General features: G+C 63.4%; 13 protein-coding genes and 1 tRNA gene. 6 read left to right on the top strand and 8 right to left on the bottom strand.

Going from position 1 to position 15319, the window contains the following annotated elements:
- Window positions 1-129: 129 nt before the first annotated feature.
- From mnmE to CEJ45_RS10690, 3 genes are all read left to right on the top strand, one after another.
- Window positions 130-1530, top strand: a complete 1401-nt coding sequence (gene mnmE, locus CEJ45_RS10700) for a tRNA uridine-5-carboxymethylaminomethyl(34) synthesis GTPase MnmE (protein ID WP_088755110.1) — start codon at window positions 130-132, stop codon at window positions 1528-1530.
- A 313-nt stretch (window positions 1531-1843) separates the two neighbouring features.
- A complete protein-coding gene (locus CEJ45_RS10695; protein WP_088755109.1) occupies window positions 1844-2437 on the top strand; it encodes a nitroreductase family protein in 594 nt (197 codons plus the stop codon).
- Window positions 2438-2548: 111 nt separating this feature from the next.
- Window positions 2549-2625: transfer RNA gene (locus tag CEJ45_RS10690), tRNA-Asp, on the top strand.
- A 144-nt stretch (window positions 2626-2769) separates the two neighbouring features.
- Here CEJ45_RS10690 and fusA read toward each other — a convergent pair.
- Window positions 2770-4875, bottom strand: a complete 2106-nt coding sequence (gene fusA, locus CEJ45_RS10685; protein ID WP_088755108.1) for an elongation factor G — start codon at window positions 4873-4875, stop codon at window positions 2770-2772.
- A gap of 245 nt (window positions 4876-5120) precedes the next feature.
- Between fusA and CEJ45_RS10680 the strand changes: the two genes are divergently transcribed.
- The gene (locus tag CEJ45_RS10680) at window positions 5121-5762 is read left to right on the top strand and encodes a TetR/AcrR family transcriptional regulator (protein ID WP_088755107.1); all 642 of its coding nucleotides are present in this window, start codon (window positions 5121-5123) and stop codon (window positions 5760-5762) included.
- A gap of 46 nt (window positions 5763-5808) precedes the next feature.
- Here the strand turns inward: CEJ45_RS10680 and CEJ45_RS10675 are convergent, their stop codons facing one another.
- A complete protein-coding gene (locus CEJ45_RS10675; protein WP_088755106.1) occupies window positions 5809-6726 on the bottom strand; it encodes a LysR family transcriptional regulator in 918 nt (305 codons plus the stop codon).
- A gap of 138 nt (window positions 6727-6864) precedes the next feature.
- On the opposite strand from CEJ45_RS10675, the gene lhgO reads away from it, so the two are divergent.
- Window positions 6865-8073, top strand: coding sequence for an L-2-hydroxyglutarate oxidase (gene lhgO / locus CEJ45_RS10670; protein ID WP_088755199.1), 1209 nt, complete (start codon window positions 6865-6867; stop codon window positions 8071-8073).
- A 92-nt stretch (window positions 8074-8165) separates the two neighbouring features.
- Entirely contained in the window at window positions 8166-9476 is a 1311-nt protein-coding gene (locus tag CEJ45_RS10665) for an MFS transporter (protein ID WP_088755105.1), read from the top strand.
- A gap of 79 nt (window positions 9477-9555) precedes the next feature.
- Here the strand turns inward: CEJ45_RS10665 and CEJ45_RS10660 are convergent, their stop codons facing one another.
- The 6 genes from CEJ45_RS10660 to CEJ45_RS10635 form a co-directional block, all read right to left on the bottom strand.
- Complete coding sequence (locus tag CEJ45_RS10660; protein WP_034330361.1) at window positions 9556-10482, bottom strand: recombination-associated protein RdgC; 927 nt, start codon at window positions 10480-10482, stop codon at window positions 9556-9558.
- Between the two features lie 160 nt (window positions 10483-10642).
- On the bottom strand, window positions 10643-11797 hold the full coding sequence (gene dinB, locus CEJ45_RS10655; RefSeq protein WP_088755104.1) for a DNA polymerase IV: 1155 nt from the start codon (window positions 11795-11797) through the stop codon (window positions 10643-10645).
- A 39-nt stretch (window positions 11798-11836) separates the two neighbouring features.
- Window positions 11837-12046 (bottom strand): SlyX family protein, encoded by a 210-nt coding sequence (locus tag CEJ45_RS10650; protein WP_008332911.1) that lies wholly within the window; start codon window positions 12044-12046, stop codon window positions 11837-11839.
- Window positions 12043-13341 (bottom strand): TIGR03862 family flavoprotein, encoded by a 1299-nt coding sequence (locus CEJ45_RS10645; protein WP_088755103.1) that lies wholly within the window; start codon window positions 13339-13341, stop codon window positions 12043-12045. Before CEJ45_RS10645 ends, CEJ45_RS10650 begins: the two co-directional genes overlap by 4 nt.
- Before the next feature lie 85 nt (window positions 13342-13426).
- Window positions 13427-14170: an amino acid ABC transporter permease gene (locus tag CEJ45_RS10640; RefSeq protein WP_088755102.1), complete on the bottom strand. Its 744-nt coding sequence runs from the start codon at window positions 14168-14170 to the stop codon at window positions 13427-13429.
- Window positions 14171-14350: 180 nt separating this feature from the next.
- Window positions 14351-15163 carry a basic amino acid ABC transporter substrate-binding protein gene (locus CEJ45_RS10635; RefSeq protein WP_088755101.1) on the bottom strand — a complete coding sequence of 271 codons (813 nt, stop codon included), beginning with the start codon at window positions 15161-15163 and terminating at the stop codon, window positions 14351-14353.
- Window positions 15164-15319 lie beyond the last annotated feature (156 nt).

Below are 15319 nucleotides of genomic sequence, written 5' to 3'. Positions count from 1 at the left end.
AAAAACCCGTGGAATCCACGGGTTTTTTTTCGGTCGTAGAACGCAAGCAGGGTTAACATGGCTTTACGCTGTTGCTCCGAGGGGGATGCAGCGGCGGGCTCACCTCAACACAACAACAAGTATTCGCAGATGACTTTCGATTCTTCTCCCATTGCCGCCATCGCCACTGCACCCGGACGCGGGGGCATTGGCGTGGTCCGCATCTCAGGCAAAAACCTGGCCCCGGTGATCCGCGCCGTCTGCGGCCGCGACAGCCTGGCACCGCGTCACGCCACCTACCTGCCCTTCCTCAACGAGGATGGCAGCCCGATCGACCAGGGCCTGGCGATCCACTTCCCGGCGCCGCATTCCTATACCGGCGAGGACGTGCTCGAACTGCAGGGCCACGGTGGCCCGGTGGTGATGCAGATGCTGCTGGCGCGCTGCGTGCAGGCGGGCAACGAGATCGGCCTGCGCCTGGCCGAGCCGGGTGAATTCACCCAGCGCGCCTTCCTCAATGACAAGATCGACCTGGCCCAGGCCGAGGCCGTGGCCGACCTGATCGAGGCCACCACCGAAGCGGCGGCCAAGTCGGCTTCTGAATCGCTCTCGGGGGCCTTCTCCAAGGTGATCCACGAGCTGGTGGACCAGGTCACGCGCCTGCGCATGCTGGTGGAAGCGACGCTGGACTTCCCCGAGGAAGAAATCGACTTCCTCAAGCAGAGCGACGCACGCGGCCAGCTGGCCACCATCCGCAGCACGCTGGAAGAGGTGTTCAAGCATGCCGCGCAAGGGGCCTTGCTGCGTGATGGCCTCAATGCGGTACTGGCTGGCAAGCCCAACGTGGGCAAGTCTTCGCTGTTGAACGTGCTGGCCGGATCGGATGTGGCCATCGTCACGCCGATCGCCGGCACCACCCGCGACAAGGTGACGCAGACGATACAGATTGAAGGCATGCCGCTCAACATCATCGATACGGCCGGCATTCGCGAGGCGGGCGAAGATGGCAGCGGCCCGGACGAGGTCGAGCGCATCGGCATCGAGCGCACTTGGGCCGAGGTGGCCAAGGCGGACGTGATCCTGCACATGCTGGATGCGGACCGTGGCCCGACGCTGGAAGATGAAAAGATCACCGCGCGCTTCCCCGAGGGTGTGCCCATCATCCGCATCTGGAACAAGATCGACCGTTCGGGCCACAAGCCGGCCGTCGATCCGATGCCCGACGCCACGCACGTCTATCTGTCGGCCGCCGAGGGGCAGGGCGTGGACCTGCTGCGTGCGGAACTGCTGCGCATTGCCGGCTGGCAGCAGACGGTGGAATCGCGTTATCTCGCGCGCGAGCGGCATTTGCTGGCGCTCAAGGCGGCCGATGAGCATCTGGCCCATGCAGCGGCGCACGCGGCGCTGGACAATGAGGCCGGCGAACATGCGCTGGATCTGTTTGCGGAGGAGCTTCGATTGGCGCAGGAACGCTTGTCCAGCATCACGGGCAAGTTCACGCCGGATGATTTGCTGGGGGTGATCTTTTCGCGGTTCTGTATCGGGAAATGAGCCGGGGGCGGCGCAAAGCCGCGACTGCCATGGATGACAGGGGAAACACCATTCCTGACAGTTTCCCCACAGTCCACTGCACAATTGCAACGGATGTTACAGCGTGTAAAAACGTTGGAGGCGCGCGAGGGCCATCGTTATTCTGAAGTTCCTCCCCCTCCAATTCATCACCCCTGAGAATTGGATTTAACCCGCCGCCGCAAGGTGCGCGGGTTTTTTTATGGCCGCGTGGCTGGCTCTGCAGGAAAGGTGCTGCGCTGCTAAGATGCCTGCTGCCTGAATTCATCCACCCTCATCACCATAGGAAAAGAGCATGTCCGCCAATCCGCGCAACGCCGACTATCCCATCGATCCGCAATTCCTGAACCGCTGGTCCCCGCGCGCCTACAACGGTGCCGAGATCTCCGAAGAAACCGTCCTGACCTTCCTCGAAGCTGCCCGCTGGGCACCGTCGGCTTACAACGCCCAGCCCTGGCGCTTCGTCTATGCACGCCGTGGCACGCCCGCCTGGGACAGCCTGCTGGGCCTGTTGAATGAATTCAACCGTTCCTGGTGCGCCAATGCCTCGGCCCTGATCGTGGTGCTGTCGCGTACCGTGATGGTGCCGCCGGGTGCGACTGAGGCCGTGCCTGCCCCGACTCATTCCTTCGACACCGGTTCGGCCTGGGGCTATCTGGCGCTGCAGGCGTCGTTGTCCGGCTGGCATGCGCACGGCATGGCCGGTTTCGACAAGGAAAAGGCACGTACCGAGCTGAACGTTCCGGCCGAGTTCTCGGTGGAGGCGATGGTGGTGGTGGGCAAGCTGGGTGACAAGTCCATCCTGCCGGAAGGCCTGCAGGCACGTGAGGTGCCGAGCCCGCGTGAGCCGCTGTCCAAGCTGGCGTTTGAGGGCAAGTTCAAGGCTTGATGCCGGCCCGTAAAATATTTCGCAATTATTTAAAAAAAGGGCTGGCGTTTTTAAAAAACCTCTCCTATAATAGCGATCTTTCAGCAAGCAACGACAGCTGAAACGGTTTTAGGAGTGGTAGTTCAGTTGGTTAGAATACCGGCCTGTCACGCCGGGGGTCGCGGGTTCGAGCCCCGTCCGCTCCGCCAAATAAAACGCCTCATTCGAAAGAATGGGGCGTTTTTTTTTTTGCACGTTCTTTTCTGCGTCATCTGCAATAAGAAAAAAGCCGATGCACCCCAAGATGCATCGGCTTCTTCATGCAGCCAGCAGCCAGCAGCCAGCAAGTCCAATCAACCCTTGCCCTTGCTCCCCGACAACTGCTCGACCACCTGCCTTGGCGCCTCGGCATAGTGCTTGAACTCCATCGAGTAAGTCGCGCGCCCTTGCGAGAGCGAGCGCAGCGTGGTCGAGTAGCCGAACATTTCCGACAGCGGGACTTCAGCACGCACCAGCTTGCCGCCGCCCACCATGTCTTCCATGCCCTGCACCATCCCGCGCCGTGAGGACAGGTCGCCCATCACGTTGCCCATGAATTCCTCGGGCGTTTCCACCTCGACCTGCATCATCGGTTCCAGCAGCATCGGACCTGCACGCTTCATCGCTTCCTTGAAGGCCATGGAGCCGGCCATGCGGAAGGCGTTTTCGTTGGAGTCCACATCGTGGTACGAACCGAAGGTCAGCGTAGCCTTCACGTCAACCACCGGGTAGCCGGCCAGCACGCCCGCCTTCAGCGACTCCTGGATACCCTTGTCGACCGCCGGGATGAACTCGCGCGGGACCACGCCACCCTTGATGGCATCGACGAATTCATAGCCCTTGCCGGCCGGCTGCGGCTCCAGCTTGATCACCACGTGGCCGTACTGCCCACGTCCACCGGACTGCTTGACGAACTTGCCTTCCACATCCTCCACGCCCTTGCGGATCGCTTCGCGGTAAGCCACCTGCGGCTTGCCCACCGTGGCCTCGACGTTGAATTCGCGCTTCATCCGGTCCACCAGGATTTCCAGGTGCAGCTCGCCCATGCCCGACATGATGGTCTGGCCCGATTCCTCATCGGTATGCACGCGGAAGGACGGATCCTCCTGCGCCAGGCGATTCAAGGCGATGCCCATCTTTTCCTGGTCGGCCTTGGTCTTCGGTTCCACCGCCTGCGAGATCACGGGCTCAGGGAAGATCATGCGTTCCAGGATGATGGGATGTTCCGGATCCGACAGCGTGTCACCGGTCGTCACATCCTTCAGGCCCACGGCGGCCGCGATATCGCCCGCGAACACCTCCTTGATTTCCTTGCGCTCGTTGGCGTGCATCTGCAGGATGCGGCCCAGGCGTTCCTTCTTGCCCTTGACCGGGTTGTAGACCGTGTCGCCCGAATTGACGATGCCGGAATACACGCGGAAAAAGGTCAGCTGCCCCACGAAGGGATCGGTCATGATCTTGAAGGCCAGCGCCGAGAACGGTTCCTCGTCCGAAGGATGGCGCTCGATCTCGCTGTCGTCCTCGGCATGTCCGGCAATGGCGGGCACGTCCACGGGCGAGGGCAGGTAATCGATCACCGCATCCAGCATGGCCTGCACGCCCTTGTTCTTGAAGGCGCTGCCGGCCAGCATCGGCACGATCTCGTTGGCCACCGTGCGCAGGCGCAGGCCGCGCTTGATGTCGTCTTCGGTCAGGGGATTGCCGGAGAGATATTTCTCCAGCAGTTCCTCATTGGCCTCGGCAGCCTGCTCGACCATCAGGTCGCGCCAGTGGCGTGCGGTGTCCTCCAGCTCCAGCGGGATGTCTTCATACTTGAACAGCACGCCCTGGCTGGCTTCGTCCCAGATGATGGCCTTCATCTTGACCAAGTCGATCACACCCGAGAAATGGTCCTCCGCGCCCACCGGAATCTGGATGGGGACGGCTTTGCCTTTGAGGCGCTCCTCGATCTGCTTCTGCACGCGGAAGAAATCCGCACCGATGCGGTCCATCTTGTTGACGAAGGCAATGCGCGGCACCTTGTACTTGTTGGCCTGGCGCCAGACGGTCTCGGACTGCGGCTGCACGCCACCCACCGAGTCGTACACCATGACCGCGCCATCAAGCACGCGCATGGAGCGTTCCACCTCGATGGTGAAGTCCACGTGGCCCGGGGTGTCGATGATGTTGATGCGATGCTCGGGGTAATTGCCGGCCATGCCCTTCCAGAAGGCCGTGGTGGCCGCCGAGGTAATGGTGATGCCGCGTTCCTGCTCCTGCTCCATCCAGTCCATGGTGGCCGCACCGTTATGCACTTCACCGATCTTGTGGTTCACACCCGTATAAAAAAGAATGCGCTCGGTGGTCGTGGTCTTGCCCGCGTCGATATGCGCGCTGATACCGATGTTGCGGTAGTTTTCTATTCGGGTCTTGCGGCTCATGGCATGTCCTTTCGATGGGTGCCGTCAAATGCTTGGTTCAGTATGGGTTCAAGCGTTGAATGTAAATGGATCGGATGACAGATATTGCTCGCTACACCTTTATTTACGTAACGAGCATTAGATAATAGGAATGTCCGGGCCAAACTTCAAGGGCTGGTGAATTATTTTTGTAACGCTGATTAAAATAAACTACACTGCCTGGCAACACCATTACCGCCAGGGGTAATACCCCGCAAAGGATACCGATGATAAAGACCCGAGGCCGCCCGCGCAGCTTCGACCGCGACCAGGCGCTGCAGCAGGCCATGCAGGTGTTCTGGAGCAAGGGCTATGAAGGCACCACCATGGCCGATCTGACTGAGGCCATCGGGGTGAAGGCGCCCAGCCTCTATGCGGCCTTCGGCGACAAGGATGCGCTCTTTCGCGAAGTCGTGGAGGTTTATTCGCGCACCGTCAGCGCCGAGCCGTTGCGCCTGTTGCAGGCCGGCAAGGGCATTCGCGCCGACCTGCAAGCCATGCTGCGCGCCAGCGTGCGCATGTATTCGGGCAAGACGACGGTGCCGGGCTTGCCGGCGGGAAAGGGGTGTATGGTCGTGATTTCTGCCATCAACTGTGCGCCCGAGAACAGCCAGCACAGTGATGCACTCTCGCAACGCCGCCACAAGCGCCGCAACGAAATCCGCGCGCGCCTGCTGCAGGCGCAGCGTGAAGGGGAGATCCGGGCCGACGCCGATGTGACGGCCCTGGGGGATTTTTATACGAGCTTCCTCAATGGCCTGGCGCTGGGCGCGCGCGATGGCGTGTCCACGGCGCGGCTGGCGGCCACGCTGGCGCCGGCGATGCTGCCGCTGGAGCAGGTGCTGGTGTCGCGCGGCACGCTGGACTGAGGCACATCAGCGCGTCAGCACGTCAGCACGTCAGCACGTCAGCACATCAGCGCGCCAGCGGCAACAGCAGGTCGGCCGAGAAATCCGCGCAGCGTGCCACCAGGGTATGCATCTGCTCGATCAGGGGGCGCGAATCTCCGCGCCGCCAATGGAATGAATAGGTCATGGCCCCCAGCGGGACATCCCCGCGCAGCAGGGCCAGTTTCTTCTGCCCCACCAGCTTCTGCGCCCAACTCTGTGGCAGCATGCCCACGCCCACTCCCGCCATCAGCAGTCCGGTCACTGCGCCCCAGTTGTTGCAGCTCAGCCGTTCCACCCCGGCGATGTCCTGCGCCAGCAGCCAGTCATCGATGAGCCGCGTGGTGCCGGCCGAGGCCGGCAGGGCGATGATGGGGCAGCCCTGCCGCAACAGCGTGGCCAAGCCGGTACGCGGCTTGCGCACGGCCGGTGCGCAAGCCCACACGAAGGGAACCTGCGAGACTGCCTGTGCCAGCAGCATCTGGCGCGAGGAGCGTCCCGCCACGATGGCGAAATCCAGTTCGCCGCTTTCCACCTTTTCCTGCAGGACGCTGCCCACATCCACATAGGGCTCCATGACCAGCTGCGGATGCAGGCTGCGTGCCTGCGCCACGAATCCGGCCAGCCAGGTCAGGGCACTGAGTTCGCCAACGCCGAAGCGGCAGTGCCCGGCCAATCCGTGCGGGACGCTACCGGCCCCAAAGGAACTGCGGATGGCGGCGGCACCGTCGAGCAGCGCCAGCGCCTGCGGCATCAGCCGGCGCCCTGCATCGGTGAGCAGGGCGCGATGGCCGCTGCGGTCAAACAGCACCACCCCCAGTGACTGTTCCAGTTCGTGCAGGCGCTTGGAGAGCGAAGAAATGGAGACATTGATGCGCTGTGCGGCAATGGCGAAATTGGCGCAGGTCGCGGCCCAGTAGAAGGCTTCCAGTTGTTTCAGGGTCATGGCGGGCAGGCATCCTGTTCGCTTTATCGAAACATCATTCTAGCGATAATTTCGCTTTTCATTGAAGAGATCCTGGCCAAGAATCTTGCCACGGCGATTGTGTTTTTCGACCGCACCAGATCAACCGACAACGACAACATGAAGAGACCCCAGCGTTACGCCATCATCGGCGGCGGCATCAATGGACTGGCCGTCGCACGCCAGCTGTTGCTGGACCGCCCGGATATCCACGTCACCGTCTTCGAGAAGGAGGCGGCCGTCGCCCGGCACCAGTCCAGCCACAATTCCGGCGTGGTGCATGCCGGCCTCTACTATGAACCGGGCGGGCTCAAGGCCACCTTGTGTCGGCGCGGCGTGGCCCTGCTCAAGGACTATTGCCAGCACAATGGCCTGCCCTATGACGAATGCGGCAAGGTGGTGGTAGCGCTCACCCCGGATGAACTCCCACGGTTGGAAGCCATTCACCGCAAGGCTGTGGCCAATGGCGTACCGGATGTGGAGATGATCGATGCCGGCCGCCTGCGCGAGATCGAGCCCAACTGCGTCGGCCTGCGGGCGCTGTATTCGCCGCGCACGGCCATCGTCAGCTACGGACAGATTGCACAGTGCATGGCACAGGAGATCGAGCAACGCGGCGGCACCATTGTGCTCAATGCCGCGGTGCGCCGCATCGACGAGCGGGGCGAGCAGGTACAGGTCGAACTGCAGGGCGGACAGGTGCATCCGGAGCTGTTTGATGCGGCCATCGCCTGCAGCGGCTTGCAATCGGATCGCCTGGCCCGGCAGTCAGGCGATGCGGCCACGCCGCGCATCGTTCCCTTCTTCGGGCAGTACTACGTCATCGACGAGCGATACAAATCGCACGTCAAGGGCCTGATCTACCCGGTCCCCGATCCGCGCTTTCCCTTTTTGGGTGTGCATTTCACCAAACGCATCGACGGCCAGATGACCATCGGACCCAATGCTTTCCTGTCGCTGGGCCGCGAGAACTACACCGGTACTGATCCGAGCCTGCGCGACATTGCCGCTGCGCTGACCTATCCGGGGCTGTGGAAATTTGGCGCACGCAACGTGCCGGCCATGCTGCGCGAACTCAAGACCGTGCTGAGCGAGAAGGTCTTCGTGCGCGAAGCTGCGCGCTACGTACCGTCGCTGGCCGATGTGGCGGTTACGCCGGCAGTGCGCGGCATCCGAGCGCAGGCGATGGAAAGTGATGGCCGCCTGGTCGATGACTTCGTGATCCGCCAGAGCCGCCGCGTCACGCACATCCGCAATGCCCCTTCACCGGGAGCGACTTCGTCGCTGGCCATCGGCGAACACATTGTGCGCAATCTGATTCGTCCGTAATACACCGGCGCTGGCCTTGCCCCGGCAAGCAGATCCATGGCGGCAAGCCAGGCGCTCCCGCATCCAAAGAAAAAACACAAGGAAGAGACGCAATGAACGCACCGCAAGCAGAAACACCCCAGCAAGTACGTACCCGGCTGCGCAAGGTCGCCGCCGCTACCATCGTGGGATCGATGCTGGAGTGGTATGACTTTTACCTCTATGCGACGATGGCCTCGATCGTCTTCAGCAAGATCTTCTTCGACCACAGCGATCCGGCCACGGCGTCGCTGCAGGCCTTCGCCACCTTTGCCATCGGCTTCGTGGCGCGTCCCATCGGCGGCATCTTCTTCGGCTACCTGGGCGACCGCATCGGCCGCAAGCGCATGCTCTTCATCACCTTCTGCCTGATGGGGCTATGCACCACGGCCATCGGCCTCATTCCCGGTTACGCCACCATCGGCGTGTGGGCCCCGCTGCTGCTGGTGGCCATCCGCATCGTGCAGGGCCTGGGTGCGGGGGCGGAGCTGGCCGGTGCCGCCGTGACTTCCTACGAGCATGCCGCCGCCGACCGCAAGGGCCGCCAGGGTGCCTGGCCGGCGCTGGGCCTGAACCTGGGACTGCTGCTGTCCTCGCTGACGGTGTACCTGCTCACGCTGGGTGGCGATGCTTTCCTGCTGGCCGGTGGCTGGCGCATTCCCTTCATCCTGAGTTTCCTGCTGGTACTGGTGGGCCTGTGGGTGCGCCGCAGCCTGCCGGAGACGCCCGAATACAGCCATGCGCAGGACAGTCCGGCGCAGCCGCGCCAGCCCATCCGCGAAGTCTTCACCACTCAGATCAGGGGGCTGGCCGTGGTGTTTTTCCTGGCGGTCGGCTACAACGCGCTGAGCTACATCTTCAAGACGTTCTCACTGGCCTACCTGACCCAGTTCAAGGGCGTCTCGGCGCATGTCACCTCGCTTTCGGTGACGCTGGCCAGCCTGGTGGCGATCGTGGCCGTGCCGCTGTTCGGCTGGCTGTGCGACCGCTACAGCAGCCAGCGTGTGCTCATGACCGGCGGCGTGCTCTCGGCGCTGTTCGCCTACCCCTTCATGGCCTTGCTCAGTACGGGCAAGAGCATGGCCATCTACAGTGCCGTCATCGTCGGTACCGGCTTGCTGGCACCCATGATGTTTGCCCCGCAGGGCTCCTTCCTGAGTCGCCAGTTCCCGGTGCAGAGCCGTTCCACCGGCGTGGGGACCGGCCGCGAGATCGGTACCGCCCTTGCCGGTGGCCTGGCGCCGCTCTGGGCACTGGCCATGGTGGCGCAGTCAGCCACGCATTCCACGCTGGGCGTGACGCTGATCCTGGCCTGCTCGGGCGTGCTGGTGGCGGTGGCGACCCTGTTCGACCAGGGCTATCGCTACAGTCGTCACCAGAATTGAGACGGACATGAAAAAAACGCCGCGACGGTCAGCCCATCGCGGCGTTTTCGTTCGTACTGGCGCGGTGATGCGACTCCGGTCAGGCCGCGCGGGCCAGGGTGCCGTCGTTTTCCTTCAGTTGGCCGCCCAGCGCGTCGACCAGGGCGGTCAGCAGCTTGGCCAGCTCGCCGGTCATCAGCATGAAGTCGCCGTCGAAGCGCTCATCGTCGTTCTTGCCGGCGATCTCGCTGTCTTCCTTGAGCACGTCCAGCGGCGCGATGCGCTTGACCGACAGGTTCTCGGTCAGCACGAAGGAGACCTTGTCGGCCCAGGTCAGCGCCAGGCGCGTGCACTGCTTGCCGGCTTCGATGTGGCGGCGGATGTCGTCGGCTTCCAGCGTGTGGCGCACGTAGCGCACCGTCGCCTTGCTCTCGGCGGTGGAGCGCAGCTCGGTATCCTGGTCCACGGTGAAACCATTGGGCGCTTCATCGCTGGCCAGCCAGTCGGTCATGGCCGCTGCCGGCGACATGACGGTGCGCAGCGTTTCCAGCGGGAACTTGGGAATGGCCTTGAACAGCAGCTTCAGGACTTCCTCAGCCTTGGAGGGCGAGCCGGCATCGACCAGCAGCCAGCCATTGACCGGATCGATCCAGACCCAGGTGCTGCGCACTACCGAAAAGGCGCGTGGCAGCAGTTCGTCGGTGACCTGTTCCTTCAATTCCTTGGTCTGCTTGCGGCCCGGCGGGAAACCTTGCTGCTCTTCCAGCTCGGCGGCACGGGCCTTGGTGACCTGGTTGATGACGGTCGAGGGCAGCAGTTTCTTCTCGGTATCGAGCTTCAAGAGCAGCTGGCGGTTGACCACATGCACCAGTTTTTCATTGTTGCGCGGCGGCACCCAGCCCTGGCTCTGCATGTCCAGGCTGGAGCAGGCGGTGAAGGCCTGCGGCGCGAGATGGGATTCGAGTTCGTCGGCATTGATCGCCCACGGTGCGGGCAGACGGTAGATCTGGAGATTCTTGAACCACATAGGTTTCCGGAGCAGGGCAAAGAGGGAAAGGGGGAGATTTTACACGCCCGTCCTGCCGCAAGCGATGTCGGATTGTCCACGCTTGCAGTTAAATTTTCCATGGCCGGGCTTGCCGCAGAGTACGTCGGAAAAACGCACAAATAGTTCGCGGAAAAGTGGATCAGCCGCCGAACGGCAACTCCGCCTGCAGCGCCTGCGCTGTCAAGGCAAGCTCATCCTTGCGCGAGAGCGCACCCACGCGCACTCCGAGCAGGCGCAGCTTCTTTTCCAGCGGTACGCGCTTGAGGCATTCCCCTGCCGCCTGGCGGATGGTGGCGGCGTCGCCGGTGGGTGCGGGCAGCGTGACATCGCGCGTCACACCCTGGAAATCGGCGTATTTCAGCTTGATGCCGATGGTGCGCCCGACATAGCCCTTGCGCTCCAGGTCGCCGGCCAGCTTCACGCACAGGGCGGTGAAGATTTCCGAGAGTTGCGCGCGGTCGGCACGCGCATGCAGGTCGCGTTCAAAGGTGGTTTCCCGACTGATGGATTTGGGTTCGGAATACGTCTGCACCGGTCGATCATCGACGCCCTGCGCCACCCGTCCCAGCCATTCCGAATAACTGCGCCCGAAATGCGCCCGCAGCAATTCAGGCGAGGCGCGTGCCAGGTCGGCCACGGTCTCTATGCCCAGGGCCGCCAGCTTCTCGGCGGCCTTCGGTCCGATGCCATTGATCTTGCGCGCTGGCAGCGGCCAGATGCGGCGCTCGATATCCTCGGGCGTGAGAATGGTGAGCCCATCGGGTTTGTCCAGTTCGGAAGAGATCTTGGCCAGCATCTTGTTGGGGGCCACACCGACGGAGCAGGTCAGGGCGGTAGCCGCATGCACCGCATCCTTGATCTGACGCGCGACCTCATGCGCGGTATCGGGCCACGCAGAAAGATCGATGTAGATTTCATCGATGCCGCGATCCTCGATCAGCGGGGCGATGCTGCGGACCGCTTCCTTGAACAGGCGCGAATACTTGCGATAGGCCTCGAAGTCGGTTGGCAGCAGGATCGCGTCCGGTGCCAGCTGGGCCGCCTTCATGATGCCCATGGCCGAGAACACGCCCAGCGCGCGCGCCTCGTAGGTGGAGGTGGTGACCACGCCGCGCCCGGCGTAATCGCGCATGCGGAAATACTGGCGCGTGCCATCGGGCAATTCCACCGGCCGCGTGGCCGAGCCGCCGCCGATGACCACGGCCTGGCCGCGCAGGTCGGGATAGCGCAGCAGTTCCACCGAGGCATAGAAAGCATCCATGTCGAGGTGGGCGATGCGGCGTTCGTTGGCCATGGTGGTGCGAGCAGCGAAGAGAAAGCGGAAGCGGCGCGATCAGTAATGCGGCGGCTTCTCGTTGGCGGCGGCGCGGTCCTGGCTGGTGTCGGACAATTCCTTGAAGCGCTTGGCCAGGGCATGCAGCAGCATGTCCAGTTCCTCGATCTTCTTTTCCTGGCGATAGACGGTCTGGTTCAGTTCGTCCAGCAGGTGTTCCTGATGGGCGATCTTCATTTCCAGGTCGATGAGGCGGTCGTCTTGGGTCACTTGTGTTGTTCCTCGGAAGGGTTGCCGAGGCTGGCGGTGCGATCATCGCTGATGAGCCAGTGCAGCGCACCCGCCGCAGCGGCGCGGCCGGTGGCAAAGCAGGCGGTGAGCAGGTAGCCGCCGGTGGGCGCTTCCCAGTCCAGCATCTCGCCAGCGCAGAATACGCCCGGCAGGGCGCGCAGCATCAGCGCATCATCGAGCGCCTCGAAGCTGACGCCACCGGCGCTGCTGATGGCTTCGGCGATGGGGCGCGTACGCAGCACGGTCAGCGGCAGGGCCTTGATGGCGCGCGCCAGCTTGCCCATGTCGGCGAAGTCGTCCTTGCTGACCAGCTCGCGCAACAGTCCGGCCTTCACGCCCTTGAGATGCAGGCGGCTTTGCAGGTGGCTGGAGAGCGAACGCGCCCCGCGCGGGTGGGCCAGTTCGGCCTCCACTTTTTCCAGCGGCCAGTCGGGCAGCAGGTCCAGGTACAGGCGCGCCGAGCCTTCTGCGGTGATGGTGTCGCGCAAGGCCGAGGACATCGCGTAGACCAGGCTGCCTTCGATGCCGTCGGCGGTGATGATGAATTCGCCGCGGCGATTCTGCACGCCGCCGCTGGGCAGCGCCGTGCTGGCCACCACCGGCTTGACCGGTTCGCCCGCGAAGCGGCTGCGGAAATGTTCGCTCCAGTCCAGCTCGAAGCCGCAGTTGGACGGCAGCAGCGGGGCGACTTCCACCTGGCGGGTTTGCAGCAGCGGCACCCAGCTGCCATCCGAGCCCAGGCGCGGCCAGCTGGCCCCGCCCAGGGCCAGCACCACGGCATCGGCTTGGACACCGGTGTGGCCATCAGCATGGGCAAAGCGCAGGGCGCCGTCTGCCTGCCAGCCCAGCCAGCGATGGCGCATGTGGAAACGCACGCCGGCCTCGCGCAGGCGATGCAGCCAGGCGCGCAGCAGCGGCGCGGCTTTCATCTCGCGCGGGAAGACGCGGCCGGAGCTGCCCACGAAGGTCTCGATGCCCAGGCCGTGTATCCATGCGCGCAACTGGTCGGCGTCGAAGCGGCGCACGAAGGGCGCCACCTGTTCACGGCGATTGCCGTAGCGTGGCAGGAAGTCGGGTTGCGGTTCGGAGTGCGTGATGTTCATGCCGCCGCGTCCGGCCAGCAGGAATTTGCGGCCGGCCGAGGGCATTGCGTCGTAGACGTCCACGGCGGCGCCTTGGGCGGCCAGCACTTCGGCGGCCATCAGGCCGGCCGGACCGGCGCCGATCACGGCCACGCGGCGGCTGCCGGGAGCGAGTTGGGGAAGAGTGTGCATCGATGTCATGCGCGGCATGATACCGCCCGCTTGCGAGCAGCGCACGCGCTTCCCGCTGATCGCTGCGGATCGGCGGGCAAAACGATCAGCGGCGATGCGGTGCGCTGTACCTGTTTTCCAGACGGGCCACCACCAGCGCCAGGCAGATGGTCATGGAGAAATACAGGATGGAGATGGTGATATACGGCTCCCAGTAGCGGGCATAGGTGCCCGCCACGGTACGCGCGGCATAGGCCAGTTCGGCCAGGCCGATGGCCGAGACCAGCGAGGAATCCTTCAACAACGTGATGGCTTCGTTGCCCAGCGGCGGCAGCATGCGGCGAAACGCCTGCGGCAGCACCACGTAGCGCATCGTGAGCCCGTAGTTCATGCCCAGGCTGGCGGCCGCATAGGACTGGCCGCGTTCGATGGACTGGATGCCGGCGCGGAAGATTTCCGAGATGTAGGCCCCCGCATTGAGCGACAGCGCCACCGTGCCGGAGAGGAAGGCACCGTAGTCCTGCTTGATGGTGCGCGCCAGTTCGCCGGTGATGAAGAGGCCATGTTCCTGTTGCACCAAGAGCGGCATTACCGCGAAGTGGATCAGCATGATCTGCACGAACAGCGGTGTACCACGGAAGAAGGCGACGTAGAAGCTGGCCAGCCAGCGCAGGCATTTGAGGGGCCACTTCCAGGGACCGTGCTGTACGTCGGCCAGGCGCAGCATGCCCACCAGCAAGCCGATGACGGTACCGATCAGGATACTGATCAGCGACACCTGCAAGGTCATGAGGACGCCTTTGGCGAACAGCGGCGCGTAGCCTTGGATGATGCTCCAGCGAAAATCCATGTCGGACTCGATTGGTGGTTGAAAACGGGAAAGGAAAAAGCGGTGACGGCGGCCCGGGCCGCCGTCTTGTTGCCGGATCAGGCAGTCATGCTGTCATGCAGTCATGTACTCATGCACTCATGCACTCATGCAGACCTCTGCTCCTGTAGAAACGCAGGAGCAGCAGGACAGCATATGGGCTTACTTGCCGAAGTATTGTGCGCTGATGGCGGCGAAGCTGCCATCGGCCTTCATTTCGGCCAGGCCCTTGTTGATCTTGGCCAGCAGTTCCGGATCATCCTTGCGCACGGCGATGCCGTAGTCTTCCTTGGGGAAGTCCGGATCGGTGACGGTACGCAGCTTGCTGTTGGGGTTGTTGGCGATGTAGTTCTTGACCACCGGTTCATCGGCCACGACGGCGTCGACGCCGCCGCTTTCCAGTTCCTTCAGGGCCAGCGGGGTGGAGTCGAAGCGCTTGATCTTGGCGCTGTTCTTGCCCAGCACCTGCTGCACCAGTTCGTCGCCGGAGGTGGCGCTCTGGGTACCGACGGTCAGGGGCTTCAGGTCGTCCATCTTGCTGACCTTGGTATTGGCGGCCGGCAGGGCGATGGTCTGGGTGGCCACGAAGTAGGGCTCGGAGAAGGCCACCGTCTTCTTGCGTTCATCGGTGATGGTGATGGCCGAGATCAGCAGGTCGCGGTCACCTTGCGCCAGGAAATTGAAGAAGCCTTCGAAGGGCGTGGGCACGAACTTGACTTCGATGCCGATCTTCTTGGCCAGGGCCTTCATGACGTCGATGTCGAAGCCGACCACGTCCTTCTGTTCGTTTTCCGAGGAGAAGGGGGCATAAGCCGATTCCACGCCGACCACGTAGACGCGGGCAGCTGCGGCTTGCGGCGCGGGGGCGGCGGCGCTCTTGTCTTCCTGCTTGCCGCAGGCGGCCAGGCCCAGCATGCCGACGAAGCCGGCGGTCAGCGCCAGCGTACGGGCGTGGCGGGAGAACATCTTGATCATTGCTTGATTTCCTTGTCTGGAATGGTTGGGGCAACAGGAGCAGGCGTGCGGGTAGCGCGGCGGGCGGTGTTGCTTGGGTGAAACTCGGGGATTTTTTTTGCAGGCGGCATTGTAAACCGCCCGGGGGTGGTGGCGGGCAATGGTGCGTCAAAAAGG

It is taken from the genome of Herbaspirillum aquaticum (genome assembly GCF_002213425.1).
In the GTDB taxonomy this organism is placed as follows: Bacteria; Pseudomonadota; Gammaproteobacteria; order Burkholderiales; family Burkholderiaceae_D; genus Herbaspirillum; species Herbaspirillum aquaticum.
This window is presented reverse-complemented; position numbering and strand designations above follow the sequence as displayed.

Coding starts and splice junctions, on each gene's coding strand:
- CEJ45_RS10645 (WP_088755103.1), bottom strand. CDS start 13,341: ATGCACACTCTTCCCCAACTCGCTCCCGGCAGCCGCCGCGTGGCCGTG.
- CEJ45_RS10675 (WP_088755106.1), bottom strand. CDS start 6,726: ATGACCCTGAAACAACTGGAAGCCTTCTACTGGGCCGCGACCTGCGCC.
- CEJ45_RS10665 (WP_088755105.1), top strand. CDS start 8,166: ATGAACGCACCGCAAGCAGAAACACCCCAGCAAGTACGTACCCGGCTG.
- dinB (WP_088755104.1), bottom strand. CDS start 11,797: ATGGCCAACGAACGCCGCATCGCCCACCTCGACATGGATGCTTTCTAT.
- CEJ45_RS10680 (WP_088755107.1), top strand. CDS start 5,121: ATGATAAAGACCCGAGGCCGCCCGCGCAGCTTCGACCGCGACCAGGCG.
- fusA (WP_088755108.1), bottom strand. CDS start 4,875: ATGAGCCGCAAGACCCGAATAGAAAACTACCGCAACATCGGTATCAGC.
- lhgO (WP_088755199.1), top strand. CDS start 6,865: ATGAAGAGACCCCAGCGTTACGCCATCATCGGCGGCGGCATCAATGGA.
- CEJ45_RS10660 (WP_034330361.1), bottom strand. CDS start 10,482: ATGTGGTTCAAGAATCTCCAGATCTACCGTCTGCCCGCACCGTGGGCG.
- CEJ45_RS10635 (WP_088755101.1), bottom strand. CDS start 15,163: ATGATCAAGATGTTCTCCCGCCACGCCCGTACGCTGGCGCTGACCGCC.
- CEJ45_RS10695 (WP_088755109.1), top strand. CDS start 1,844: ATGTCCGCCAATCCGCGCAACGCCGACTATCCCATCGATCCGCAATTC.
- CEJ45_RS10640 (WP_088755102.1), bottom strand. CDS start 14,170: ATGGATTTTCGCTGGAGCATCATCCAAGGCTACGCGCCGCTGTTCGCC.
- mnmE (WP_088755110.1), top strand. CDS start 130: ATGACTTTCGATTCTTCTCCCATTGCCGCCATCGCCACTGCACCCGGA.